21 protein-coding genes are annotated in these 25,153 nt (G+C 71.5%); 15 read left to right on the forward strand and 6 right to left on the reverse strand.

Annotated elements, in window-relative coordinates; genetic code table 11:
- The first annotated feature begins 652 nt into the window (after positions 1 to 652).
- Positions 653 to 2,143, forward strand: coding sequence for a right-handed parallel beta-helix repeat-containing protein (locus tag OHS18_RS09045; RefSeq protein ID WP_328616617.1), 1,491 nt, complete (start codon positions 653 to 655; stop codon positions 2,141 to 2,143).
- A 123-nt stretch (positions 2,144 to 2,266) separates the two neighbouring features.
- On the opposite strand, the gene asnB is transcribed toward OHS18_RS09045, so the two are convergent.
- Complete coding sequence (gene asnB / locus OHS18_RS09050) at positions 2,267 to 3,790, reverse strand: asparagine synthase (glutamine-hydrolyzing) (RefSeq protein WP_328616618.1); 1,524 nt, start codon at positions 3,788 to 3,790, stop codon at positions 2,267 to 2,269.
- A 78-nt stretch (positions 3,791 to 3,868) separates the two neighbouring features.
- Between asnB and OHS18_RS09055 the strand changes: the two genes are divergently transcribed.
- The 4 genes from OHS18_RS09055 (at position 3,869) to OHS18_RS09070 (ending at position 7,105) form a co-directional block, all read left to right on the forward strand.
- Positions 3,869 to 4,621: an IclR family transcriptional regulator gene (locus OHS18_RS09055; RefSeq protein WP_328616619.1), complete on the forward strand. Its 753-nt coding sequence runs from the start codon at positions 3,869 to 3,871 to the stop codon at positions 4,619 to 4,621.
- Between the two features lie 178 nt (positions 4,622 to 4,799).
- Positions 4,800 to 5,363: a YbaB/EbfC family nucleoid-associated protein gene (locus tag OHS18_RS09060; RefSeq protein ID WP_328616620.1), complete on the forward strand. Its 564-nt coding sequence runs from the start codon at positions 4,800 to 4,802 to the stop codon at positions 5,361 to 5,363.
- A gap of 15 nt (positions 5,364 to 5,378) precedes the next feature.
- Positions 5,379 to 5,714: a hypothetical protein gene (locus tag OHS18_RS09065; RefSeq protein ID WP_328616621.1), complete on the forward strand. Its 336-nt coding sequence runs from the start codon at positions 5,379 to 5,381 to the stop codon at positions 5,712 to 5,714.
- Entirely contained in the window at positions 5,711 to 7,105 is a 1,395-nt protein-coding gene (locus OHS18_RS09070; protein ID WP_328616622.1) for a hypothetical protein, read from the forward strand. The genes OHS18_RS09065 and OHS18_RS09070 overlap by 4 nt, the downstream gene beginning before the upstream one ends.
- Before the next feature lie 535 nt (positions 7,106 to 7,640).
- Here OHS18_RS09070 and OHS18_RS09075 read toward each other — a convergent pair.
- On the reverse strand, positions 7,641 to 8,429 hold the full coding sequence (locus OHS18_RS09075; RefSeq protein ID WP_328616623.1) for a hypothetical protein: 789 nt from the start codon (positions 8,427 to 8,429) through the stop codon (positions 7,641 to 7,643).
- A gap of 655 nt (positions 8,430 to 9,084) precedes the next feature.
- Between OHS18_RS09075 and OHS18_RS09080 the strand changes: the two genes are divergently transcribed.
- Positions 9,085 to 9,813 carry a S1 family peptidase gene (locus tag OHS18_RS09080; RefSeq protein WP_328616624.1) on the forward strand — a complete coding sequence of 243 codons (729 nt, stop codon included), beginning with the start codon at positions 9,085 to 9,087 and terminating at the stop codon, positions 9,811 to 9,813.
- Positions 9,814 to 9,826: 13 nt separating this feature from the next.
- On the opposite strand, the gene OHS18_RS09085 is transcribed toward OHS18_RS09080, so the two are convergent.
- On the reverse strand, positions 9,827 to 10,504 hold the full coding sequence (locus tag OHS18_RS09085) for a DUF4232 domain-containing protein (protein WP_328616625.1): 678 nt from the start codon (positions 10,502 to 10,504) through the stop codon (positions 9,827 to 9,829).
- Positions 10,505 to 11,003: 499 nt separating this feature from the next.
- Here OHS18_RS09085 and OHS18_RS09090 point away from each other — a divergent pair, with 499 nt between their 5' ends.
- From OHS18_RS09090 to OHS18_RS09110, 5 genes are all read left to right on the forward strand, one after another.
- Positions 11,004 to 11,372 carry a hypothetical protein gene (locus OHS18_RS09090; protein ID WP_328454046.1) on the forward strand — a complete coding sequence of 123 codons (369 nt, stop codon included), beginning with the start codon at positions 11,004 to 11,006 and terminating at the stop codon, positions 11,370 to 11,372.
- Positions 11,369 to 11,878, forward strand: a complete 510-nt coding sequence (locus tag OHS18_RS09095) for a roadblock/LC7 domain-containing protein (protein ID WP_328616626.1) — start codon at positions 11,369 to 11,371, stop codon at positions 11,876 to 11,878. Before OHS18_RS09090 ends, OHS18_RS09095 begins: the two co-directional genes overlap by 4 nt.
- 133 nt (positions 11,879 to 12,011) lie before the next feature.
- Positions 12,012 to 17,315 (forward strand): RHS repeat-associated core domain-containing protein, encoded by a 5,304-nt coding sequence (locus tag OHS18_RS09100; protein WP_328616627.1) that lies wholly within the window; start codon positions 12,012 to 12,014, stop codon positions 17,313 to 17,315.
- A 134-nt stretch (positions 17,316 to 17,449) separates the two neighbouring features.
- Positions 17,450 to 18,448 (forward strand): zinc-binding dehydrogenase, encoded by a 999-nt coding sequence (locus OHS18_RS09105; protein WP_328616628.1) that lies wholly within the window; start codon positions 17,450 to 17,452, stop codon positions 18,446 to 18,448.
- Between the two features lie 88 nt (positions 18,449 to 18,536).
- Positions 18,537 to 19,532, forward strand: a complete 996-nt coding sequence (locus tag OHS18_RS09110; RefSeq protein ID WP_442875352.1) for an RNA polymerase subunit sigma-70 — start codon at positions 18,537 to 18,539, stop codon at positions 19,530 to 19,532.
- Positions 19,533 to 19,544: 12 nt separating this feature from the next.
- Here the strand turns inward: OHS18_RS09110 and OHS18_RS09115 are convergent, their stop codons facing one another.
- Positions 19,545 to 20,489: an EamA family transporter gene (locus OHS18_RS09115; protein ID WP_328616630.1), complete on the reverse strand. Its 945-nt coding sequence runs from the start codon at positions 20,487 to 20,489 to the stop codon at positions 19,545 to 19,547.
- Between the two features lie 457 nt (positions 20,490 to 20,946).
- Here OHS18_RS09115 and OHS18_RS09120 point away from each other — a divergent pair, with 457 nt between their 5' ends.
- The 3 genes from OHS18_RS09120 to OHS18_RS09130 all read left to right on the forward strand — a co-directional run bounded on the left by OHS18_RS09120 (position 20,947) and on the right by OHS18_RS09130 (position 22,184).
- On the forward strand, positions 20,947 to 21,348 hold the full coding sequence (locus tag OHS18_RS09120) for a hypothetical protein (protein WP_328616631.1): 402 nt from the start codon (positions 20,947 to 20,949) through the stop codon (positions 21,346 to 21,348).
- A complete protein-coding gene (locus OHS18_RS09125) occupies positions 21,345 to 21,731 on the forward strand; it encodes a DUF4383 domain-containing protein (RefSeq protein ID WP_328616632.1) in 387 nt (128 codons plus the stop codon). Before OHS18_RS09120 ends, OHS18_RS09125 begins: the two co-directional genes overlap by 4 nt.
- 102 nt (positions 21,732 to 21,833) lie before the next feature.
- Positions 21,834 to 22,184, forward strand: coding sequence for a hypothetical protein (locus OHS18_RS09130; protein ID WP_328616633.1), 351 nt, complete (start codon positions 21,834 to 21,836; stop codon positions 22,182 to 22,184).
- A gap of 110 nt (positions 22,185 to 22,294) precedes the next feature.
- Here OHS18_RS09130 and OHS18_RS09135 read toward each other — a convergent pair whose 3' ends face one another.
- Both OHS18_RS09135 and OHS18_RS09140 read right to left on the reverse strand, forming a co-directional pair.
- Positions 22,295 to 22,843 carry a cysteine hydrolase family protein gene (locus tag OHS18_RS09135; protein ID WP_328454028.1) on the reverse strand — a complete coding sequence of 183 codons (549 nt, stop codon included), beginning with the start codon at positions 22,841 to 22,843 and terminating at the stop codon, positions 22,295 to 22,297.
- A 34-nt stretch (positions 22,844 to 22,877) separates the two neighbouring features.
- Positions 22,878 to 23,630 (reverse strand): TetR/AcrR family transcriptional regulator, encoded by a 753-nt coding sequence (locus OHS18_RS09140; RefSeq protein WP_328616634.1) that lies wholly within the window; start codon positions 23,628 to 23,630, stop codon positions 22,878 to 22,880.
- 52 nt (positions 23,631 to 23,682) lie between these two features.
- Between OHS18_RS09140 and OHS18_RS09145 the strand changes: the two genes are divergently transcribed.
- Complete coding sequence (locus OHS18_RS09145; protein WP_328616635.1) at positions 23,683 to 25,107, forward strand: DHA2 family efflux MFS transporter permease subunit; 1,425 nt, start codon at positions 23,683 to 23,685, stop codon at positions 25,105 to 25,107.
- The last annotated feature ends 46 nt before the right edge of the window (positions 25,108 to 25,153 follow it).

Consider the following 25,153-nt stretch of genomic DNA (forward strand, 5'->3'; position numbering starts at 1 on the left):
CGCGCGGTTCGGCGGCTTCCTGCACGACCAGACGCGTCGTCGGGACGCGGGAGTCTCCTTCTTGTGCACGTGGTGGTCGAAGCCCACGATCGTGCACCGCCGGTAAGCGCTTTCTTCAGCCAGGCGTCGGCGTCCGACGCGAACCCGGACCCGACCATGCGGATCGCCGACCTGCCCGGCGCTGCCGGTGGCCATGCCGAGAAGCATGGTCGGGATCGAGGACGTCGCCGGGGGCCGCAAGATCCGTTTCGGTGATCCGCCCCACAGACGCACCTCGCACTGCCCGCCGAACCACCGGCCGAGAGCGGATCGGCCGTGGAGGGCCGCGGCTGCCGCCCGATCCACCGAGCCGCACCCGGCCAGAAGGGCCCGGTCTGCGGCGGCGGCGCGCTTGCCTCGACCCATTTCCCGCCCGGGCACGTTTTATTTCCGCACTCAACCCATTCCGCCACCGCATTTTTCCCCACACGGAAGGCCGGACAACACCCACCAAGGGCGGTTCATGCCGATTTCCACCGCATTTTACCTGCACCTTGCCCGAATCGACGTTAGTTGATCACGGCGAATTCCACCACTTCGTACACTCGAAAGAGGCGAAGTCAACACGGGTGGTCTATGCTTATTTCGGGCCGCACTCCGTAGGTTCGTCCGCATGTCGCGCATCGTTTCCGTTTTCGCCGCCGCCGTTCTGGCCGTCCTGGCGATTCCCCCCGTCGCCGCCACCGCCGCGAAGCTGCCCACGCCGGGGCCGGTGTGCGACCACCAGCCGGTCGCCAACACGACCGCGCCGCCCGGCGCGGTCGTGATCGATCCGGCGGTGACCGCGGATCTGTACCACAAGACGCAGGATTCACCGCCCGGTACGACCTTCTGGCTCGCGCCGGGCACGCACACGCTCGCCTCCGATCCGTTCGGCCAGGTCATCCCGAAAGACGGGGACGTGTACCTCGGCGCCCCCGGCGCGGTGCTCGACGGGCAGCGGATCAACCTGGCGGCGTTCACCCAGCAGGCCAAGGACGTCGTCATCCGCGGCCTGACCGTGCAGAACTTCGTCCCGCCGCAGGACCAGGGCGTCGTCAACCACGATTCCGGGGAACACTGGACCATCGAGAACAGCACGGTGCAGAACAACGCCGGCGCCGGGCTGATGGCCGGCGCCCGGCAGGTGGTGCGGCACAGCTGCCTGCGGAACAACGGGCAGTACGGCATGAACGCCTACCGGTCGGACAACACGATCACCGGGCTGGTGGTCGAAAGCAACGAAATCGCCGGGAACAACACCGACGACTGGGAAACCCGCGTACCCGGCTGCGGGTGCAGCGGCGGGATCAAGTTCTGGGCGGTCAACCGGGCCGACATCCGCGGGAACTGGGTCCACGACAACCACGGCGCCGGTTTGTGGGCCGACACCAACAACAACGACTTCCTCATCGAACGCAACCTGATCGAAGGCAACGAGGCCGAGGGCCTGTTCTACGAGATCAGCTACAACCTCGTCTTCCGCGACAACACGCTGCGGCGCAACGCCCTCGTTTCCGGCAAGCGCAAGGCCGATCGCGGCGACAACTTCCCCGTCGCCAGCGTGTACCTGTCGGAATCGGGCGGCGACCGGCGGGTGCCGGCCCGGACCCACCTGATCGACATCTACGACAACACGTTCGAGGACAACTGGTCCGGGATCACCGCGTGGGAGAACTCCGACCGGTTCTGCAACAGCCCCGCCAACACCTCCAGCAACACCTGCACCAAGCTGGTCGCCGACCGGACGTCGTGCTCGGCCCCCGCGATCGCCACCCGGCCGCTCTACGACGACTGCCGGTGGAAGACGCAGTTCGTCGAGGTGCACGACAACACGTTCCGGTTCGACCCCGCCCACATCGGCTGCACCAGCGGCTTGTGCGGCCGGATGGCGTTGCTGGCCAACTACGGCACCTACCCGGACTGGTCGCCCTACCACGGCACCGTGGTGCAGGACGCGATCACGCACGACCAGGGCAACTACTGGTTCAGCAACGCCTACTACGGCCCGTGGACCTTCGTCGCCGGCGACACCTCGCGCACGCTCACCGCGCAACAGTGGCAGTCGACGCCCTGGGACCAGGACGACTGCGCCTCCTTCGACGGCGTCGCCGGGCCCTGCTGACCCGGTGGTGAACCGGCACCGGGAAGCGGGTCTTCCCGGTGCCGGCCCGCGCCGACCGCCGTCACGCGGTCCCGCGGGCGAGGAACGCTTAGCCGGGCGGTGGCGGCGTCCGACGCTCCCGGCTCAGGCGACGGCGAAGCGCGTCAGCACCGCGGCCGGCCGGACTTCCGGCAGGGCCCGGCGGAACGCGCGGTAGTAGGCGAGTTCCTCTTTGGACCGCAACGCCGTGGCCGGGTCGCGCCGTTCGGCCAGTTCGGCGTCGCCGATGTGCCGGCTCCAGTACGGGGTCAGCAGGTCCGCGGCGCCGCTGCCGGTGCCGAACTCCAGCTTCGGCCGCCACAGCAGCCGCTCGGGGAGCCGGCCGGTGAACGCGCGGCGCAGGTGGCCCTTCTCGAGGCCGTCCGCTTCGAGGGACTTCACCGCGTCCGGCAGGGACATCGCGTGAGCGACCACCCGGGAGTCCAGGAAGGGCACGCGGGCCTCGAGCCCGTGCGCCATCGTGACGCGGTCGCAGCGCTGGAGGTTGAGGCCGTGCAGCTGCTCGATGGTGCGCCGCAGCTCGCGGCGCAGCGCCGCCGGGTCGTGGTGCTCCTCGTGGTAGTAGCTGTAGCCGGCGAAGAGTTCGTCCGCACCTTCGCCGGTCAGCACCGCCTTGACGTGGTGTGAAGCCAGTTCGGCGAGGAACCAGTTCGGCACCGCGCTGCGGATCAGGCCGGCGTCGAACGACTCGACGGAAGCGACGACGTCGTCGAGCGCGGCCACGGCCTGCGCCGCGTCGAAGACCGTTTCCCGGTGCTCCGTACCGAGGAACTCCGCCACCTCACGGGCCGCGAGCAGGTCGGCGGACCCGTCGACCCCGACGGCGAACGTCTTCAGCCGCCGGCCTTCGCGGGCGTACTCGGCCGCGGCGACCGCGGCGACGATGCTGGAATCCAGCCCGCCGGAAAGGAAAACGCCGACCTCGACGTCCGCCATCAGGTGCCGGCGGACCGAGTCGACGAGCACGGCGCGCGTCCGGTTCTCCAGTTCCGCCGCGGTGACGCCGTCCTGGACCGGGGCGAAGGTGACGGCCGTCGCGAACCGGACCAGGCCGTCTTCCGGCGTCCACCAGCAGCCGGGCGGGAACATCTCCACCGCGTGCTGGACGGTGACCGGGAAAGCGCGCATCTCGGACGCGAAGTAGTACCGGCCGTCGGCCCGCGCCCAGTAGAGGGGCTTGATGCCGAGGCGGTCGCGGGCCGCGACGAACCGCCCGTCCGGGGTCGCCGCGCACAGCGCCCACATCCCGTCCAGCCGGTCGAGGGCCCGCGGTCCCCCGGCGGTCAGCAACGCGAGCGCCGACTCGCTGTCCGACGCCGTCGTGAAGTGGTGGCCGGGCAGGCTTTCCCGCAGGTCGGCGTCGTTGTAGATCTCCCCGTTGCAGACCAGCGACCACGGCCCGGGTTCGCCGAGCGGCTGCCGTCCGTTGGCGGGACCGACGATCGACAACCGGTTGTGCCCGAGCCAGGCGCGCTCGCCGACCCGGGCCTGTCCGGTGTCGTCGGGACCGCGGTGGGCCAGCCGGGCGAGCATGGTCCGGCCGGTGGCCACGACGTCGGAGGTGATCACTTCCGGGGACGGGGTGTAGCACGCGACTATTCCGCACATGACCCCGACGCTAGGTCGGCCCGTGCGTCCAGGACAACCGCAGTTGCGCTCCGCGCACGGCGGCCGGACACTGGGCCGATGGCGAACGACAGTCTGACCAGCGTGCACCGGGCCCTCGATGTGGTGCGGGCGCTCGGATCCGGCCCGTTGGGCGTCCAGGCGGTCGCCGAAGTCCTGGACGCCGAGAAGACCCAGATCTCGCGGACATTGAAGGTGCTGCTCCAGGAGGGTTTCGTCGAGCGGGACCCGAAGTCGCTGGAGTACCGCCTCGGCTGGCAGCTCTACGCCCTGGCCGGCGCGGCCGGCGACGACCGGCTCCGCCAGGACGCGCCCCGGGCGTTGCGCGCACTGGTCCACGAGCTGGGCGAGGCGGCGTACCTGACCGTCCGGGAGGGGGACGCCGCCCTGACCGTGCTGAGCGAGCAGGCCGGGCGCAGTGTCCAGGCCCGCGAGTGGATCGGCCGGGGCACCCCGCTGAACTGCACGTCCAGCGGGCGGGCCCTGCTGTTCGGGCTGGCCGACGCCGAGATCACCACCTTGCTGACGACCCGGCCGGGCCCGCTGCCCGGCACCCGCCGCGCCCCGCGGACGGTCGCCGCCGTCCTCAGGCGGCTGCGCCAGGAACGCGCGGCAGGCCACGTCGTCGCGGCGGAGGAGCACGAGATCGGCCTCACCGCGGTCGCGGCCCCCGTGCTCGACTTCCGCGGTACCCCGCTGGCCGCGGTGAACGTGTCGGTGCCCAGCTTCCGGCTGACGCCGGACGGGCTGGAGCGGATCGTGCAGGCGGTGACCGCCACGGCCGCGGACCTGTCGGCCGGCGCCCGGAACTGAGCCGTCCCGCGCGACCGCGTCCCAGCCGGACGGCGGTGGACGTTCGACCGATCTCCTCGGCGAGCCCGACGCACAGAGCCGCTTCACGTTCAGCTGGCCGCTCTGTCCGTGTCATCTGAAGTTAAAACACCACTGATTGACTTCACTGGCTCACCACCTTTCTCGCGACGAGGACAAATTGACACAGTCCGTGCCCCCCGGCGGCGGCGCCGGCGATCCGCTGGCCGACTTCAGCGCCGAGCTCGAGGAACTCCAGGCCAAGGCCGCGGCGGCCCAGGAACGGCTCCGGGCCGCCGTCGCCACCGTGCAGGCACCGGACGGGGCGGTCTCGGTGACCGTCGGCCCGAGCGGCGTCCTGCAGGAGCTCCGGTTCGGCCCCCGCGCGTACGAGCGTCCCCCGCAAGCCCTGTCCAGCCTGGTGATGCAGCTGATCGGCCGCGCCCAGCAGAAGGTCTCGGCCGAGGTGGCGGACGCGTTCAGCGGCATGGTCGGCGAGAACTCGGCCGCCCGTGAACTGCTGACGGAGTTCCTGCCGGAACCCGAACCGGCCGAGGGGACGCCTCCGGGCGGCGCCAAGTTCATGCCGGAGGCCGACGACCGGCCCCCATCCCCGCCGCCCCCGCCGCGCCAGCGGCCGCCGGGCCCACCGCCGCCGAACCCCCAGCAACAGCAGCACGGTCAGCCACGCCGTCGTCCCCGGCCCGCGCCGGACGAGGACGACGGCGAGAGCAACCCCTGGTAGTACGGAGGAGATCCAGTGGTTTCCGGAGCAGGTTTCTCGGTCGACCCGGCCGAGCTGCAGAAGTTCAGCCAGTTCCTGTCGGGCACCACCCAGCCCGCGGTGCAGGACGCCGCGAACCGGATGCAGGCCGCCAACGAGTTCGACAACGCCGCGTTCGGCATCCTGCTCGCGCAGGTGCTGGCCGTGCCCTCGCGGATCACGATGGGGGTGATCACCGGCGAGATCACCAAGCTCGTCGGGGACATCGCCAAGTCCGCCGACGACGTGAAGAAGGCCGCCGACGTGTACTCGACCCACGACGCGAACACGGCGCAGGGTTTGAGCACCTTCGAAACGGAGCTGGGCAAGTGACCGTTCCCATCACCGCATCGAACTCCACGACCGGCGCCGGTGTCTTCGACAGCTGGAAGCAGGTGGGCGACTCGATCGGCAAGGTCCAGACCGAGCACGGCGGCGACCTCGCGGCCGTCAGCGTCGAGCTGGGCATCAACGTCATCAGCGCCGCGCTCGACACGGTCGCGTTCGTCATGGACCCGCTGGCGAAGCTGATCGCGGCGGGCCTGGGCTGGCTGATCGAGCACGTCTCGTTCCTGAAGTGGCCACTGGACCAGGTCGCGGGCAACCCCGCGGAGGTCACGAAGATCGCCAACGAGCTGCACAAGATCGGCGAGTCGCTGCGCAACACCGGTACCTCGCTCGACGACACGCTCAAGGCGACGATCACGCAGTGGGAGGGCAAGGGCTACGACAGCTTCCTGAAGTCGATCAACGAGCGGAAGGGCTGGATCGACGCGAACGCCAAGGCGTCCGACGTCGCCGGCTACATGGTCGAGACCACCGGGGCCCTGATCGGCGCCGTCCGCTCGTTGCTGCGCGACATCATCACGACGATCCTCGGCGACATCATCTCCACGATGCTGATCGCGCTCGCGCTCGCCATCCCCACCTTCGGGGCGTCGATCGCCGTCGGGGTGACCAAGTGCGTCGCCACGGTCTCGGTGCAGGTGGCCGCGATGATGGCCAAGCTCGCCAAGGTCGTCGCCTACGCCGGGCGCACGCTGGCCCGGCTCACCCAGCTCTCGAAGCTGGTCAAGCCGAAGGCGGGCGCCTCGAACGCGGGCCACGAGCTGAGCAACCTGCCGCCCACCGGCGGCGGCGTCCCGAACTTCTCCCGGCCCCTGCCGAAACCGCCGGGCACGGCGGTCACCCACGACGGCCCGCCCGCGCCGGGCGGCGCCACGCCCAGCACCCGGCCCCCGGGTGACGGCACGACCCCCAACTTCTCGCGGCCGCTGCCGCCCCCGGGCACCGCGGTCACGCACGACGGCCCGCCCGGAGGCGGCGCCACACCCACCACGCGGCCCCCGGGCGACGGCACCACGCCGAACTTCTCGCGCCCGCTGCCGAAGCCCGCGGACCCGCCGCCCGCGCCCAAGCCGCCGTCGCCGAAGTCGAAGCTGAGCGATCAGGACATCTCGACGATCAAGAAGCACGAGGACTGGCTGAAGACCAAGTTCGGGGACAGCTACAGCAAGATGAAGTTCGTCGACGACTGGCTGAAGAAGAAGGCCCCGGACTACTACCCGATGCTGAAAGCGCTCTCGGACGCCAAGAGCTCGAAGAACTTCGTGGGCTGGGCGGGAAAGGACATCGTGCAGGTCGACCGCGGCCTCACCGACATCCAGATGCAGGCGGAGGCCGCCTGGGCCGAGGAAGACAAGAAAGAACAGCAGCCGCAGTAGCACCGCGGCACGATCAGTCCTTGAGCGTCAGGTGCCTCGACGCGGACGGCCCAGCCGCTCGCCACGATCACCGTGACCTGGCCCGCGCCGCAAGCGGTCGTGAGTGGTCAGGGCGGTTAGAACCGCCCTGACCACTCACGACCAGCCGCGGCAGACCGCTCAGCGTGCTGAGTCCTCCATCGACGTTGTGCGGCGGCCCTGGCCCACGGCTTTCCGCATTTCTTCTTTCTCGAACCGCGAAGGCCGGGCCCTGGCGCGGCCGTGAAGAAGTGCTCCTTGTTCGACGACGAGGAGCGCAGGCCGTCGGCCATGGACCCGGTCTCGCGGATCACGTAGTCGCGATCGGTGTACTTGAGCTGCCTCCGGGGCTCGGGGTCGAGCACCTCACCGGCGACCTTGATCCAGGAGTCGAGCACCCCCGCGACAGCGCGGAGCCCCGGAAAGAACCCGAGCAGGCAGTCGCCGCGAAGCCCTTGGCGTTACAGCGAAAGCGACTTCGCGGACCGAATGGCGGCGCTTGCCGGGACGGAGTTCCTCAATTCGGCTCGGGAGAACCGTCGGCGTCGTTCCCCGCGGGTCGCGCGCGCGGCGGCCGGAGTACGGCCCAGACGACCTTGCCGCCGGACTGCTTCGGCGACCAGCCCGCGGCGTGCGCGAGGTGCGTGACCAGCGGAAGCCCGCTGCGCGGCGCCGGTTCCTTCCGCCCGACCGGCGGAAGCGGCACCCGTCGCGCGTCGTCGTCGGAAACGGCCACCGTGAGCCTGCCCAGGCGCAGCTCCAGCCGCAGGCGCGCCGGCGAACGTGCGTGCTCGGCGGCGTTCGCCACCAGCTCGCCGGCCACCGTGGTGGCCGGCGCCGTCAGCTCGCCGATGCCCCAACTGTGGCAGATGTCGGCAACGAACGGGGTCACCGCGGGCACGCTGAGAGAGGACGACGGCAGCCAGAGCTCGGTCCGGTGGCGCGGCGGCGGGTCCCCCAAGGTGTCCAGGGCGGCGAGCACGGACGGCTGGACCCTGATGAAGCGCCGCATCGGCCCGTGGCGCGACAGGGCTTCGTGCGCCGGCCCGGGCACCACGACCACCGCCACCGTCGACCACTGCGAGACGCGCAGCCACACCGCGACGAACACGCTGGTCAGATGGTCCTGGGTGATCTCGAGCGCATCGAGGTCGACGATCACCGCGCGGGGCTGGTCGGCCGCGCACTTGAGCAGCACGTCCCGCAGCACCCCGTACGTGCGGACGTCCAGAACGCCCGACAACTGGACGATCGTCGCCCCTTGCAGCTCGGACAGGTCCCACTCGAGCGGACTGTCCGCTTCCATTCCGCAGCTCGCCGCCTCGGTTGGTGGAGCCCGGATCAAACCCGTCCATGATCTTTCAACCGGACGGGCGAACGTATTTGTCAACGGTACGGGTGAACTGTCCGCGAACGACCGGCGACGCTGCGAAATCACTCGATCCAGTGATTGCGGTGCGGCAATGGATTCATTCTGTAACAGAACACTACGCCGACCGATGACGGCACCCCGGAGATCAACTCGGCTATCGGTGAGGATCCCCGGCGGCCACCAGCTTGACGACCTCGGGGTGGATCCCGAGATCTCGCACCACACCGGCCACTGTGGACAGTCTGCGGACGAATCGGCTGTGGACGTGGTCCCCACCCGGACCGTCACCATCCCAATGGCCCGCAAGGGGACTCGCCAGTACCTACGGGGATGATCGAAAATTTGACGGGAAAAGCAAAGTTTGCAATTCGGACACGAAACCGGCAGGCCGGCTCGCCGGGAGCGATCCGGCCGCACCCCAACCGCGGCGACGGCGTGATTTCCACCGGTCTTCCGGGTTGCGGTTGCCACGGCGGCGTGAAGATCGTTCACACCCTAGCGTTGTCCCCTCGGTGATCACGGTCGCCGTGCGGTAGTCCTGGAACCGTGCCCCGGCAGCAGGTCCGAGGCGAGAACGGAAGGTTCCCGCATGAGGTTGCCCCGCGTTGCCGTCCTGCTGGCGCTGGTCGTGCCGGCCACGATCGTGGCGGCTCCCGGCGCGTCCGCGGTGATCGGGGGCTCCGTCAGCACCCACGCGCCGTGGGCGGTGCGGATGCTCGTCGACGGCCGGGGTGAGTGCACCGGGACCGCGATCAGCCGCGAATGGGTCATCAGCGCGTCGCACTGCTTCTTCGAACAGGCCGAGGCGATCGCCGACGCGCGGATCGAGTTCCGGGTGGGCCGCCTGGACCAGCGGCGCGGCACCCCGGTCCACCCGGTGCCCGGCAGCAGGCAGGGCAGCGCGGACGCCGACATGATGCTGATCAAGGTGCCGCCGATGGACGTCACGCCGGCGAAGCTGCCCGGCTCGGGCCCGGTGCGCCCCGGCCGGATCGTGCGGCAGTACGGCTGGGGCGCCACCTGCCAGGGCGACGAGAACGCCTGCCAGTCGGACGTGCTGAAGCAGTCGGACCTGCGGGTCCTGCCCACCCGGGACCGGCGTTGCGCGGGTTTCGCCGTCCCGGGCGGGAGCGACTTCTGCACCACCGGCGTCACCGGCATCCCCGCGGGTGGCGACTCCGGCGGCCCGGTCATGGGCACCGGGACCACGGCCGACACCCTCGTCGGCGTCTTCGACACCTCCGACCGCGCCACCATCGCGGGCGCGGGCGACGTTTTCGGGCAGGCGGCCTGGATCCGGCGGGTCGTCGGCGGCTGAGGCGCCCGGCGGGTCAGGCGTGGACGGTCAAGCCGTGCACCGAGGAACCCGGGTGGGTGGCGCTGTCCTGCCGGAGGACCGAAACCCCCGCGGGCCAGGTCAGGGTCAGCGGGATCGTCTGCCCCGGCGGCGTCGTGACCAGCTGCGTGGGCACCCACTCGCCGGAGCCGTTGCTGCCCACCGAACCATCGGTGTGGGTCAGGACGATCAGGTGCGCGTTCGCGGACTCGCCCGGCGCCGCCGTGACGTCCTTGTCGCCGTCGTCGACGCGGGGCAGGGAGTACACCGGGCCGTTCGGGTCGGCCGGGCCGCGCAGGTCGACGCCCGGGACGCCGTAGAGCTTGCACGGCCGGGTGCCGGTGTTGGTGAACACCAGCGGCACGTCGAGCTGGCCCTGCTCGACCTGCGCCGGCGTGCCCAGCTTGACGGCGAGCTCACCCGCCGTGCACCGCAACAGCTGACCGGGGTTCGAGGTGGTGCTCCCCGGCGCCACGGTGGGCTTGGACACCGGAGCCGACGTCGGCGGCGGCGCGCTCGTCGCGGTCGACGCCACCCCGGTCACCACGGCGTTGGTCGACGGCGCGGCGTTCGCCGGCTTCGTGTCTTCACCGTTGCACGCGGTGACCGTCACCAGGACCGCGCCCACGAGCACGGCCACCCGCGCGACGCGGGCGTTCGCTGCGTTCCCCACTGCTGTTCCCTTCCCCGTGCTGCCGGGCCTCCCCTCGGCAACAACCGGTGGATGCGTGGGTCACACCCGTCGTTCTGCCGTTGTGAAGCTTGTCATAACGCATGAACCTTCCCGAATGCCATTTGCCGAATGCAACTTGCAGTCCAGTGTCACCGCGGACGTTCGTTATCCCGGGCCGGAAAATGCCTGCCGGTCCGGGCGGCCGGGCGCGCGAACGAGTCACGAAAACCGTGGCGTACTCGGCACTACCAGGGATTATGGACGGTTCCGGCCGCCGGAGTGACCACGCCTTCACAGCCCGCTACACGCCGCGAGTTCGCCGGAAATAATCGAAACGATGCCGGCAAATTGCTCCGAACGGTCGTACTCAGAACTTCCGCGGACACATAACGTCACGTGCCTACGCAACCAACTGCCGATACGCGACCCCTGAACTCTCGCGCCCAGGCTCGTCGATTGCCGAACTCGACCGGAACGTCCGACAGGAGAACCCCTTTTCATGACGATCGACCTGGCGTTGAAAGAAGCGATGAGCATTCCCGGCGCCGTCGGCGCGACCCTCGTCGACTACGACAGCGGGATGTCGCTCGGGTCGGCGGGCGGTGGCGACTGGCTCGACCTGGACGTCGCGGCGGCCGGCAACACCGAAGTCGTCCGGGCGAAGCTGCGCGTGATGTCGTCCCTCGGGCTCGACGACGCCATCGAGGACATCCTCATCACCCTGCACCGCCAGTACCACGTGATCCGGCCGCTGTCGGCCCGCGGCAACTCCACCCTGTTCCTCTACCTCGTGCTGGATCGCGAACGCGCGAACCTCGCGCTCGCCCGGCACAGCCTCAAGCGCATCGAGACCAGCCTGTCCGTATGAGAGGTACCGACACGCACAGCCAGCACTTCAGTGCACCGCTGCCGATCCGCAAACCGTCCGCGAACACCAGCTCACCGCCGGAGCCGGCGGTGACGAGCCCGCCCCCCGATTCGGCCCAGACGCTCGAGGTCCTCCGCGCGATCCGGAACCAGGTCGACCAGGTCGTGGGGCTGCTCGTGGCCACCCACGACGGCCTGGTCCTGGCCAACGACACCGACGCCATCGAAGCCGACAGCGTCGCCGCCATGTCGGCGGCGGCCATCGGGCTCGCCGCGCAGTTCACCGCGCAGGCCAGGATCGGCGAATCCCGCTCCGCGATGTTCGAGGGCAGCTCCGGCTACGTCTGCGTCTTCCCCGTCGAATCGTCGCTCCTGCTCGTCGTGTTCGGCCAGCCGGACATCACCATGGGGCTGTTCACCCTGGCCGCCAAGCAGGCGCTGACCCTGCTGCGGCACACCCCCCTGGCACCAGGGGGTTCACGGCCCACCCGGCCCGCGCCGGAGTAGGTCCCGGCTTCGCTCGTGCGGGGGGCACGATCGGCTGGTCGAAGAGGCATTCCCCGGGGTTCACGTAGTTCCCGCCGGTCCTTCTTGTTAACTTCACTTGTCGTAGGTCGACTGGTGGAGAGAAGGGCCGTACGTGAGCAACCCGCTGGTCGCGGAGACCAAAGACTCGACGAAGGCGTACTCGGGGGTGTCGCTGCTGGAGTCGGCGGCCGATCTGAAGTCCGCGATCGAGTCGGGTGACTGGGCTTCGGTCGCGATGGGCGCCGTGGGCACCGCGCTCGACGCGCTGTCGATGGCGATGGACCCGTTCGGGGCGGTCCTCGCGGCCGGGGTCGGCTGGTTGATGGAGCACGTAGGTCCGCTCAAGGAAGCCCTCAACGGCCTCACGGGCAACGCCGACGAAATCGCCGCGCAGTCGGAGACCTGGAAGAACATCGCGACCGAGCTGGGCAGCATCGGCGAGGACCTGACCGGGATGGTCAAGGCCGACACCGTGTCCTGGACCGGCCCGGCCGGGGACAGCTACCGCCAGCGCGCCGACGACACGGTGACGTTGCTGAACACCGCGCAGAAGGGCTGTGAAGGCGCTTCCAGCGGTGTGAAGACCGCCGGTGAAGTCGTCGCCGCGGTGCGCGCGTTGGTGCGGGACATCATCGCGGAGCTGATCGGGCACCTGATCAGCTGGGCGTTGCAGGTCGTGTTCACCCTCGGCATCGGCCTGACGTGGGTGGTGCCGCAGGTGATCGGCGCCGTGGCGAAAACGGCGTCAAAGATCGCCGATCTGGTCAAGCGGCTGGTCACGGCGTTGAAGGCGCTGGTGCCGTTGCTCAAGCGCGCGGGTGACCTGTTCTCGGATGCGGCGAAGGCGCTGCGGAACATCAAGCCGGGTAAGGCCGCTCCGCCGCCGAAGAGCATCGACATCAAGGGCAACCCGAAGGGTCTCGACGGCCCGAAGGGCAAAGGCGGGCCGGACGCGCCGCCGCCCAAGACCGACCCGCCGCCGACGCCGAAGGGCGGGGACTCCACCACACCGTCCGGCGCCAAGGGTGACGGCGACGGCACCCACTCCTCGGGTGCGGACGCGCCGCCACCCAAGACCGACCCGCCGCCCGCGTCGAAGGGCCCCGACGACACCCCGAAGAGCCCGGACCCGACGCCGCCGCCGGCGTCGAAGGGCCCGGACGCGGACACCACACCGTCGAGCACGCCGAAGGGCGACCCCAAGGGCGACGGGTCGCGGATCACGGACAACAACCCCAAGCCGGACGAACACACCACGCAGACGAAGGACAAAACCGACTGCGGTGACCCGATCGACGTCGCGACCGGCGCGGTGATGGTGGTCCAGGAGGACATTTCGCTGCCCGGCGCGCTGCCGCTCGTGGTCGAGCGCACGCACCTGTCGACCTACCGGGCGGGCCGGCTGTTCGGCCCGACGTGGGCCTCGACACTGGACGAGCGGCTCGAAGTGGAGCCCGACGGACTGCACCTGGCCCTGTCCGACGGCACGCTGCTGCGCTACCCGGTCCCGCACGGGGTCGAGGCCGTGGTCCCCGAGAGCGGCCCGTACCTGGCGCTGCGCCGGGTCCGGCACGGCTACATCGTCGGCGACCCGCAGTCCGACCGGATGCGCTACTTCGCGGCCCGTCGCGGCGACACCACGCTGCCGCTGCGCGCGGTCGTGGACGGCGCGGGCAACCGGATCGTGCTGCGTTACCGCGACGGTGTGCCGGTGGCGATCGAGCACTCCGGCGGCTACCGCGTCGAGATCGACAGCGCCGACGGTCTCGTCACGGCGTTGCGCACCGCGGGCTCCCCCGTCCCGGTGGCGGAGTACCGCTACGACGCCGCGCGCCGGCTGGTCGAGGTCGCCGACGCGGTCGGCACGCCGCAGAAGTTCACCTACGACGCCGACGGCCGGCTGGTGCGCTGGGACGACGTCAACGGCCGCTGGTACGGCTACGGCTACGACGGCCAGGGCCGCTGCGTGCGCGCCCAGGGCGCCGGCGGCTACCTGGACACGACGCTGGCCTACGAGCCCGGCGTCACGACCGTCACCGACTCGCTCGGCGCCGTCACCCGCTACCGGCTCGACGAGCGGCTGCGGGTGATCGGGCAGACCGGCCCGCTGGGCCACAGCACCAGCGCCGAGCGGGACCGGTTCGGGCGGGTGCTCGCCGAGACCGACGAGCTCGGCAACGTCACGCGCTGGGACTACGACGAGATCGGCAACCTCGCCGCGGTCACGCGTCCCGACGGCAGCCGGATGGCCGTCGAGTACGACGAGCGGCACCGGCCCGCCGCGGTGACCGGCCCGGACGGCGCCGTGTGGCGCTACGAATACGACGGGCGCGGCAGTCTCGCCCGCACGGTCGACCCGGGCGGCGCCGCGACCTCCTACACCTACGACCCCTTCACCGGCACCGTGGACTCGGTGACCGACGCCCTCGGCGGGGTCACCCGGATCCAGGCCAACGCCGCCGGACTCCCCGTGCTCGTCACCGAGCCGGACGGCGCCGTGTGGCGCTACGGCTACGACGCGCTCGGCAACACCACGAGCCGGACCGACCCGCTGGGCAACACCACCACCATGGTCAGCGACGCCGCCGGCCACCTCGTGCAGACGCGCGACGCCGACGGCGCGATCGAGCAGCTGGCTTCGACGGCGCGCGGCAGCTTCGAGGAGCGGACGGATCCGCGCGGTGGCGTCACCCGCATCGAGTACGCCCACTTCGACCTGCCGGTCAGCGAGCGGGGCCCCGACGGCGGCCTGCTGAAGTACGGCTACGACACCGAGCTGCGGCTCACCTCGGTCACCAACGAACGCGGCCTGGTGTGGCGCTACGAGTACGACGCCGCGGGCCGCAAGGTGGGCGAGACCGACTACAACGGGCGTGTCCTGCGCTACGGCTACGACGCCGCGGGCCGGCTCGCGCACCGCACCAACGGCGCCGGGCAGACCATCACCCTCGAGCGCGACAGCCTCGGCCGGGTCGTGCGGCGCAGCAGCGCCGACGAGGTCGCCGTGTTCACCTACGACGGAGCCGACCGGATGCTGTCGGCGGCCAACGGGCACAGCGAGGTCCGGTTCACCTACGACGCGCTCGGCCGTGTGCTGTCCGAGTCGATCAACGGCCGGGTCGTGTACTCCCGCTACGACCCGCTCGGGCGCCGGGTGAGCCGCCGGACGCCCTCGGGCGCGGAGTCGGTGGTCGGCTACGACCCCGCCGACCGCCCGAGGACGCTGGTCACCGCCGGGCGCACCCTGCGCTTCGGCTACGACGCCGCGGGCCGCGAGACGGTGCGCAGCCTGCAGAACGGCGCCGGACCGGTGGCGGAGCTGCGCCAGGACTGGACGCCCACCGGGCAGCTGTCGGCGCAGACGGTGCTCCGCGGGGCGGACACCCTGCAGCGGCGCGAATACGGCTACCTGCCCGACGGTTACCTCGCCGGCGTCACCGACCTGCTCTCCGGGCCGCGCACCCTCGACGTCGACGCCACCGGCCGGGTCCGCGCGGTGCGCGGCCCGCGCTGGCAGGAGAACTACGACTACGACGCGACCGGGGCCCTCACCGGGGCCGCCTGGTCCGGCGCGCCGGAAGCCGCCGGTCCCCGCGCCTACGCCGGTACGCTCCTCACCTCCGCCGGCGCCACCCGCTACCGCCACGACGGGGAAGGGCGCGTCGTCGCCCGCGAACGCGGCGGGCAGCGCTGGACCTACGAGTGGGGCGCGGAGAACCGGCTGCTCGGCGTGCGCACGCCGGACGGCACGGTGTGGCGCTACCGCTACGACCCGTTCGGCCGCCGGATCGCCAAGCAGCGTCTCGACGCCACCGGCGGTGTCGCCGAACAGGTCGAATTCGCCTGGGACGGGCAGCTTCCCGCCGAACAGGTCCACAGTGGACCGGGCCGGCCGCCGGTCGCCACCGTGTGGGAGTACGCGCCCGGCGTGCGGGTCCCGCTCACCCAGACCGAACGCGTGCTCGGCCCGGGCACCGCGGACCGGTTCCACGCGATCGTCTCCGACCTGGTCGGCGCGCCCGCGGAACTGGTCGACGACACCGGCGCGCTGGCCGGGCACCTGCACACCGCGTTGTGGGGCCCGGCCGTCTCGGCCGGCGGAACGGCGAGCACGCCGCTGCGGTTCCCGGGCCAGTACCACGACCCGGAGACGGGGCTGCACTACAACCGTTACCGCTACTACGATCCCGAGACCGGCCGCTACCTGTCCCACGACCCGCTGGGCCTGACCCCGGCACCGGACTCCCTGGCCTACGTCGGCAACCCGACCGCGATGATCGACCCGCTCGGCCTGGCCCCGACCCGGACCACGCCCTGCGCGGCCGCCAAGGCCCAGGCCCACCCCTACGCCCGGGGGAACTCCGGGCCGTCGACGAGCAAGCGCAAGTACCCGGAAAGCACCTACGGCGACCGGGGCGCCGAGCGCAAGCGCCTCGACGACAAGTACGACTTCAAGATCGACGGGGACAAGACGCACCAGTCCGAGCACGCCGCCGGTTACGACATCCTGACCGACAACGGCGCGGCGAAGGGCTCGCGGGCGGACAAGGGCAGCAAACCGTTGGAGAACAACGCCAACGCGTACTACGAGGACTACGCCAACCACCGGTACCACCCGGGCACGGGCAAGGGTGGCGACAACCACGAGTCCGGGTTCACCAAGGGCGACGTCCGGGACTCGCCCAACACGACGAAGGACGACAAGCTCGGTTACGACGACCGCCTCGGTTCGTACCGGAACGCGCAGCGCAACGCCCTCGAGGCCAACGACCCGAGCAGCGCGGTCCAGCTCAACCAGCTCGGTTACGGGCACCAGCAGGGGTTCCAGAACTCCCAGACCGTCAAGGCGGGTTACGACAACCCGCACAGCTTCTCCGATCAGGTCTACCACGGGAACGACAAGAACCACGTCCACAACGAAGACCACCCGTTGTACGACAAGGACACCGCGGACGCGGCGAAGGCCGAGCAGGACCGCCGGGACGCCGTCAAGGCCGACCCGAACCACCCGGACCGGGCGGCCTACGACGCCGAGCAGAAGCGGATGGCCATCGCCGACGACTCGTACCACAAGATGATCGACGACATGCACTCCAGCGGCGAAGGCATGCGGTACAACCCGCAGGCCGGCCAGGCCGTGCCCGCCGGCGGCCACTCGGTGCCCGGCACCGACCACGTGACCACCAAGCCGATCGACAAGTGGGACGCGGCCGAGATGCACGGCGCCCGCGACGCGGCGCGGACGGGCGAGTGGCCGGGCTACGGCGGCTTCTACAAGAACCCGACGGCCGACGACTGGGCGGCCCTCGACCGCGGCGACCTCGACCCGCCGCAGCTCAAGAACATCACCGACCAGGACATCGCCGACTACTGGACGAAGAAGAACGACCCCGACGCGATGGACGTCGGCCCCTGATCTCCGACGGTCCGATCCGAGCCGCGGTGGCCCGGACCGGACCGCCGGCGGGCGATTCCTTTCCACCGTGAGCACGGTCTACCTCTTCGCCGACGCGGCCCGCCGGACGGGCCGGGCGAGCCGGAGGAGACCCGATGACCGTGAGCGTTCCCGCCACCATGCGTGCCCTGCAGCAGACCTCGCCGGCCGGGCCGCGGGACATGCGCCTGATCACCGGCGCGCCGGTACCGCGTCCCGGCCCGGGTGAAGTCCTGATCCGGGTCGCCGCCGCCGGCGTCAACTTCGCCGACATCTCGAAGGCGTACGGCACGTTCCCGGGCGGCCCGACACCGCCGTACCTGGCGGGCTTCGAAGCCGCCGGTGACGTCGTGGCGGCGGGCGAGCCGGTGACCGGCCCGCCGCTCGGCAGCCGGGTCGTCGGCGTCGGCGACGGGGCTTTCGCCGAGTACCTGGTGCTGCCCGCGGCCGCGGCGACGCCGGTGCCGGCCGGCTGGAGCGCCGAGCAGGCGCTCGGCCTGGTCGTCAACTGGCCCACCGCGCTCGCCACGCTCCGGCCCCTGGGCCGGCTGGCCGCCGGGGAGACCGTGCTCGTCCAGGCGGCCGCGGGCGCGACCGGCCAGGCCGCGGTGACCCTGGCCAAGCACTACGGCGCGACGGTCATCGCCACCGCGTCGCCGGGCAAGCACGAGACGGTGCTGGCCCTGGGCGCCGACCACGTGCTGGACTCCGTCGACGGCGACCTCACCACCGAGGTGCTGCGGCTGACCTGCGGCGCGGGGGCCGATCTGGTGCTGCAGCCGGCGGGTGGTGCCGCCTTCACCCCCGGGTTGGCCGCGGCCAAGCCGGTCACCGGCCGGGTCGTCGTCTACGGGGTGGCCGGCGGAGAAGCCGCGATCACCAACCAGGACCTGGTGTACCGGCACCGGATCCACCTCATCGGGTTCAACCTCGGCGCGCTGATCCAGGCCGCGCCGCGGCTCTTCGGCGAGGTCATGGGCGAGCTGTCCGCCCTCGTCGGCGCCGGCGTCCTCGCCCCCGCGAACCCCACCTGCTACGACTTGGCGGACGGCCCGAAGGCCCTCGCGGAACTGGAAGCCCGGGCGACCGTGGGCAAACTGGCCCTCCGGCCCTGACCTGGGCTTCGATTCCTTTGCCCCGGCGTCCCGGTCGTACAGGGTGCAGGTCCCGGCCGGCGGGACCACCCCGCAGGAGGAGACGCACATGGCAAGCAGGGAACCCGCGGCGGCGGACCAGGACCGGTTCGCCGCCGAGACCGCGCGGTTCCGCCCGGAACTGCTGGCGCACTGCTACCGCATGGCCGGCTCCGCGCAGGACGCCGAAGACCTGGTGCAGGAAACGTACCTCCGGGCGTGGCGGTCCTACGCCGGCTTCGAGGGCCGTGCGTCGATCCGGTCCTGGCTCTACAAGATCGCCACCAACGTCTGCCTGAGCGCGGTGGCGCCCCGCCGGATCCGGGTCCTCCCCTCGGGCCTGACCGGTGCCTACGACGGACCCGACCGTCCGCCGGGTCCCGTCGCGCCGGGTGAGGTCGCGTGGCTGGAACCGGTGCCGGACCGGTGGATCGCCGCGGCCGCCGACGATCCGGCCGCGACGGCGGTCGCGCGCGAGTCGCTGCGGCTGGCGCTCGTCGCGAGCCTCCAGCACCTCCCCGCCCGCCAGCGCGCGATCATCATCCTGCGGGACGTGCTGGCGTTCTCCGCGGCCGAAACCGCGCAGATCCTCGGCACCACCACGGCCGCGGTGAAGAGCGGCCTGCAACGCGCCCGGGCCCGGCTGGACGAACGGGAACCCGAGCGCGAGAAGCTGCTCGAACCGGCCGACCGGCGAGCGCGGGCGCTGCTCGACGGTTACATCACGGCGTTCGAGCGCGCCGACCCCGCGCTGCTGGAGCAGGTGCTGCGCACGGACGCCACGCTGGAGGCGACGCCGTTCCGCGAGTGGTACGCGGGCCGGGTGAAGTGCCTTCACCTGCTCGGGACCCACGTGCTGGGGGCGCCGGGCGACTGGCGGCTGCTCCCCACCGCGGCCAACGGCCAGCCCGCGGCCGCCGTGTACCACCGCGGCGGGGACGGCTCGCTCCGCGCACACGGCGTCGTGGTGCTGGCCCCGACGTCCACCGGGATCGCCCGGGTGGTCGAGTTCCACGATCCGGCTTTGCCCGCCCTGTTCGGCTTTCCGGACGTGCTCGACGACTGATCGGAGACGGCGTCAGGGCCGGGCCGGCCGCCGCGCCTTCGGCCCGGCCAGCTGGACCAGTATCGCGCCGGCGAGCAGGAGGACCGCCCCGGCCAGCTGGGCCGGGCCGAGGGCCTCGCCCAGCAGCAGCCACGCCAGCGCCGCGGCGACCAGGGGTTCCACCAGGGCCAGCACACTGGCCGCGGCCGGGGGCAGCACGCGCAGGGACTGCAGCCCGGCCAGGTAGGGCAGCACGGTGCCGGCCACGGCCAGCGCCACCAGCGCGACCCACACCGGGACCCGGAGATCGCCCAGGACCACCGGGGTGGAGAGCGACCCCGGCGGCTGCGCCCACGGCGGGCTGACCGCGAGCACCACGACCGCGCCGATCGCCAGCCCGGCCGCCGTCAGGCCGAACGGGTCGTGCCTGCTCGCGCCGTGCTCGCCCAGCAGGAAGTAGCCGGCCGAGCAGATCGCCGCGCCCAGCCCGGCCGCGACGCCGAGCAGGTCGAGCCGGGCGCCCTGCCAGATCTGCGCGACCAGCGCCAGCCCGGCCACGGCCAGCGCGATGCCCAGCCACACCGGCCCGGGCAGCCGGGTGCGCCGCACCACCCGCACCCACAGCGCGACCAGCGCCGGCGCCAGGTTCACCAGCACCATCGCCACCCCGACCGGAACCCGCGCCACGGCCACGAAGAAGAACAGCTGCACCCCGGCGACGCCGAGCAGGCCGTACCCGAGCAGCAGCCCGAGGTCGCCGCGGCGGAACCGCAGCGCCCGCGGCCGCAGCACCCCGACCGCGGGCAGGAGCAGGACGGCGGCCAGCCCGATCCGCACCGCCGTCACCGCGCCCGGCGACCACCCGGTGGCCAGCACGGCCTTGGCCACCGGGCCGGAGCTCGCGAACAGCACCCACGAGGTCAGGCTCAGCCCGGTCGCCCGCGCCCGGCTCGGCGCGCTCTTGTCCACTGTGGCCACCTTCGCAGTGTGTTTCCGGCTCCCCGGACCGGAACAGCGGTTTTCCGGGACGGCGGTGTCCGGCGCACGGCCGCTTTGCGAAGTACTGCCACGCAACAGGTTCCGCGACCGCGCCGAGACGAGGGGGACGTCGAACGCCGCGTTTGCCTTGAACCGCCAGGAACGACGACGCGGCCGAGAGTGCCGGGTCGGTCGCGTCGATCAGATTGCGGCGGAACATCGCCGGGGCGGCCGGCGCGAAGCCGAGGTAGCTGAGGCAGCCGGCGGTGCGCCGCTCGCGCGGCGACGTCTCCGGCAGCGTCTCGCGGCGGGCGAGCGGATCGGCGTACCCGCGTCCGGGCGAGGGTGTCCGGCACGGGGTCGTCGTCGAGCCACCGGGCCTACGTCGGTCAACGTACGGCACGGTTACGCGCCGGTGCGGATGGCAGGACCGCCGCCCGCCGACACAGTTGTCCCCATGACTGGACTCGACGTACTCGGCCGCACCACCGCCGCCCGGATCGCCTTGGCGGGGCTCGGGGCCGGCGTCGCCGGCCTGGTGATCCAGTGGATCGCCGATCCGGGGAAGTTCCCGGCGTTCCCACCCGGGATCGTCATCATCGCGGCCTTCGGCGCCCTGGTCGTGCTGACCGCGAAGTGGTGGTGGAGCCCGTTGCTGGCCACGCTCATCTCGCTGTGGATCGGCGGGGTGGGATTCGCCCTGGTGCTACGCAACTTCGGCGAGGGCAACCCCGGCCTCGCGGCCGGCACCGCGGTCATGGCCGTGGGCCTGTGGGGCACCGCGATCGCCGGGATCATCGCCGCCGTACAGGGGTTCCGGCGCCGGGAGCCCGGTTCCGTCCCGCCGGTCGTGTCGTGACCGTCCGGCCCGCGACCCACCGCACCGCGAACGTGGCCCGGTGGGCGTGCCGGATCCTCGGTGTCCTTTTTGTCGCGACCAGCCCGATCGCGGTCTTTTCGGGGGATACGGCGAGCCGCTGGCACACGCTCCTGCACTTCGTCACCGGACTGGTCGCGCTCTACGCCGGATTCCGCGGCGGGGCCAAGCTGTTCTGCCTCGTCTTCGGGGCCGGCTACCTGACGTTCGGCGCGCTCGGTCTCGCGCTCGGCGACCCCGCGGCCGACCGCGGGTGGCACGTCGGGCCGCTGCACCTGATGACGGGCGACCACCTGTTCCACGCCGTCCTCGGCACGGTCGTCCTCGCCGCGGGGATCGTCACGCGCAGCCGCAGGACCGCGTAGCCCCGATCACGATCCGGGCCGATTCCCCGAAGTCGCCTCCGCGCCCGCGCGTAGGTGCTTACGATCGCCGCGATCGATCAGGGAACGGAAGGTGCGGGACTCGTGCGGATCCTCTCGGCGGTGTTCGGGGCGCTGTTGTTCGTGGCCGGGATGGTGTTGCTGGTGGCCGGTGCGGTCACCGCGCTGACCCTGGCCGGCAACCCCACCTCGAGTTCGTCGGACTGGACCTGCTCGGCGCAGAACAGCGCGCAGCGGTGCGACTACACCGTCGGCTCGCTGCCGGAGACGCAGGCCGAGATCACCGGCGACCTGACGCTGACCGTCGCCGGCGCCGGGATCGCGATCTGCGGGGCGATCTTCGTCCTGATCGGCAGCCAGCGCTCTTCCCGGCCCACCGCGCCGGTTCCGCCTTACCCGCCGGCCCCGCCGGCGCCGCCGTACCCGCCGCGCTGAGCTAGCTGTGATGTCCAGGACGTTGTCCCGGGTTGAGGTGAGGGTGACGGCCTGTCGTGCAGACAGGTGAAGGCCACCGGATGTGACGTGGAGCTGTCCGGACATCACAGCTAGCGGGCGGCGACCCACTCCGCCACGGTCGTGACCTCGGCCTGGTGCGGGAACACCTTTTCGGTCAGCACCCGGTGCACCTCGGGGTCGGCGTCGAGGCAGCCGTCGGCCAGGACGGTGAGGCCGAAGTCGAGGTCCGCGGCTTGGCGCAGGGTGGAGAGCACGACGCCGCTGGTGGCGATGCCGGTGAGCACCAGGTGGTCGACGCCGCCCGCCCGCAGCACGACGTCCAGGTCGCTGCCGGCGAACGCGCTGACACGGCGTTTGGTGACGACGAGGTCGCCGGGTCCGGGGGCGACGTCCGGGTGGACCCGGGTGAGCTTTTCGTCCATCGGCGCCGCGGAGCCGGCGAGCGCGCCGAACATCTTGTTGCGGGAGCTGATTTCCGGAAACCCGGGGCGGAACCCGACGACGACGTAGATCACGGGCGTGCCGCTCGCCCGGGCGGCCTCGATCGCCTCGCGCAGGCGGGGCAGGTAGGCGGGATCGGGGTACCGGTCCACGACCACCGGCTGGACGTCCATGACGAGGAGAGCGTGCTTGGCCACCGTCGGCCCCTTCGCAGGTTAAGTCTTCAACTGATTACTTGGAACCTACTGCGGCCTCGGCAGCGGGGCGTCGCCGGGTGAGGTTGTCGACGATCGTGCCGAGGGTGAAGTCGAACCGCTCGTGCCCGGTGCCGGAGGTCAGCTCGGCGGCGTAGCGCCGGATCTGCGGGAACCGGTCGGCGGGCAGCGCGGCGAACCGGCTCACCAGCTCGTCGCGGCCGACCACCCATTCGTCGCCCTGATGACTCTGCCGCTGCGCGACCAGGGAACTCTCCAGGGCGTACGCGCTGACGTAGAGCGCGAGGGCGTCGATCGCCCACGCCGCGGTCTGCGGCTCGATGCCGCCGGCGAGCAGGATGGCCAGCATTCCCTCGTTGACGCGCAGCACGTCGAGGTTGGTGGCGACCATGGCCAGCGCGGCGCGGGAGACGCCGGGGTAACGCAGGTACTGGTCGCGGATCTGGGCGCAGACGTCGAGGATCTGCGCGCGCCAGGTCGCCGGGTCGGGTTCGGGCAGCACCAGCTGGCTGCAGAGCCGGCCGATGATCAGCTCGTCGATGTCGGCCTTGTTGACGACGTGCGCGTACAACGAGGCGGGTCCCGTGTCGAGCACGGCGGCGACGCTGCGCATCGTCAAGGCGTCGTAGCCCTGGGTGGCGACGACCTCCAGCGCCGCGTCGGTGATCCGGGTGACCGTGATCGGCGGTTTCCGGCGCGGCTGCCGCTCCGGGGAGACGGCCGGCTGGGCGTGCCGGGCCGCGCGGCGTCGTTCGGGATCCACTGGCATGTGGCCGAGCCTACCTTGACACGAACTATGTTCCAGTCGTAGAACTTAGTTCGTGACAGTCGAACAAAGTTCGTTACGAGCGTCGAGCACCGCTCCGCTCCCCCTCCGCAAGGCCTGGCTCGTCCTCGCGGTCGTCTTCATCGCCGACGTGATGGACGTGATCGACTCGACGATCGCCACCCTCGCCGGCCCGGCCATCCGCGCCGACCTCGGCGGCAGCGAGACGACCCTGCAATGGGTGCTCACCGCCTACACGGCGGCCTTCGCCATCGGCCTGATCACCTCGGGCCGGCTGGGCGACCTGCTCGGCCGCCGCCGGCTGTTCCTGCTGGGCATGGCCGGGTTCACGCTCGCCTCGCTCGCCTGCGGGCTCGCCCCCGGCGTCGGTTTCCTGATCACCGCCCGCGTGCTGCAGGGCCTGTTCGGGTCGGTGATGATCCCGCAGGGGTTCGCGATGGTGAAGGTCGTCTTCCCGCCGCACTTGCTGCGCAAGGCGCTCATCCCGTTCGGCCCGGTGATGGGACTCGCGACGGTGGCCGGGCCGATCCTCGCCGGCTGGCTGCTGCACATCGACCTCTTCGGCAGCCAGTGGCGCTCGATCTTCCTGATCAACGTGCCGGTCGGCGTCTTCGCCTGGGCACTGGGCCGGCGGTTCCTGCCGCACCGGACCGGCGAGGACACGAACGCCCGGCTCGACGTCGGCGGCGTCACCCTGCTCACCCTGGCTTCGGCGCTGTTGATCATCCCGCTGGTCCAGGGCCGCGAGCTCGGCTGGCCGTGGTGGACCTACCTGTCACTCGCCGCGGCGATCGTCACCCTGGGGCTGTTCGTCGTCTCGGAGCGGCGCAGCGCGCACCCGGTGATCACGCCGTCGCTGTTCCGCAGCCGCAGTTTTGTCGCGGGCCTGGCCATCGTGGGCGCGTTCTTCGCGTCACTGACCGGTTTCCAGCTGGCGTTCAACCTGCTGCTGCAGCTCGGTCTGCACTGGACTCCCCTGCACACCAGCCTCACCCTGATCCCGTGGGCGCTCGGCAGCGCCGTCGCCGTCGGGCTCGCCGGCGCCGTGCTCACGCAGCGGCTCGGCCGCGCCACCCTGCACCTGGGCCTGGGTATCGCCGTCGCCGGCCTGCTCGCCCTGTGGTGGACCATCGCGCACCGGGGCGGCGGCCTCACATCCGTGACCCTGGCGCCGTCCCTGCTGCTGATCGGGTTCGGCTCCGGCCTCGTGTTCGTCCCGATCTTCGACTTCATCCTCGGCAACGCCACCACCGAAGAGGTCGGCACCGGTGCCGGCATGCTCAACGCCGTCCAGCAGTTCTCCGGCGCCATCGGCGTCGCCGCGCTCGGCACGGTGTTCTTCGCGCAGGCGGGCCGCACTACGTTCCTCGGCGCGGGCGAACTCGTGATCGGCCTGGCCGTCGTGCTGTACGTGGTCACCTTCGGGCTGGTCTGGCTCCTCCCGAAGCACGTCCGATGATTTCCCGATGACCGTCGTTTCCAAACCAGACCACTTCGACGGCTGC

The organism is Amycolatopsis sp. NBC_00355, from assembly GCF_036104975.1.
In the GTDB taxonomy this organism is placed as follows: Bacteria; Actinomycetota; Actinomycetes; order Mycobacteriales; family Pseudonocardiaceae; genus Amycolatopsis.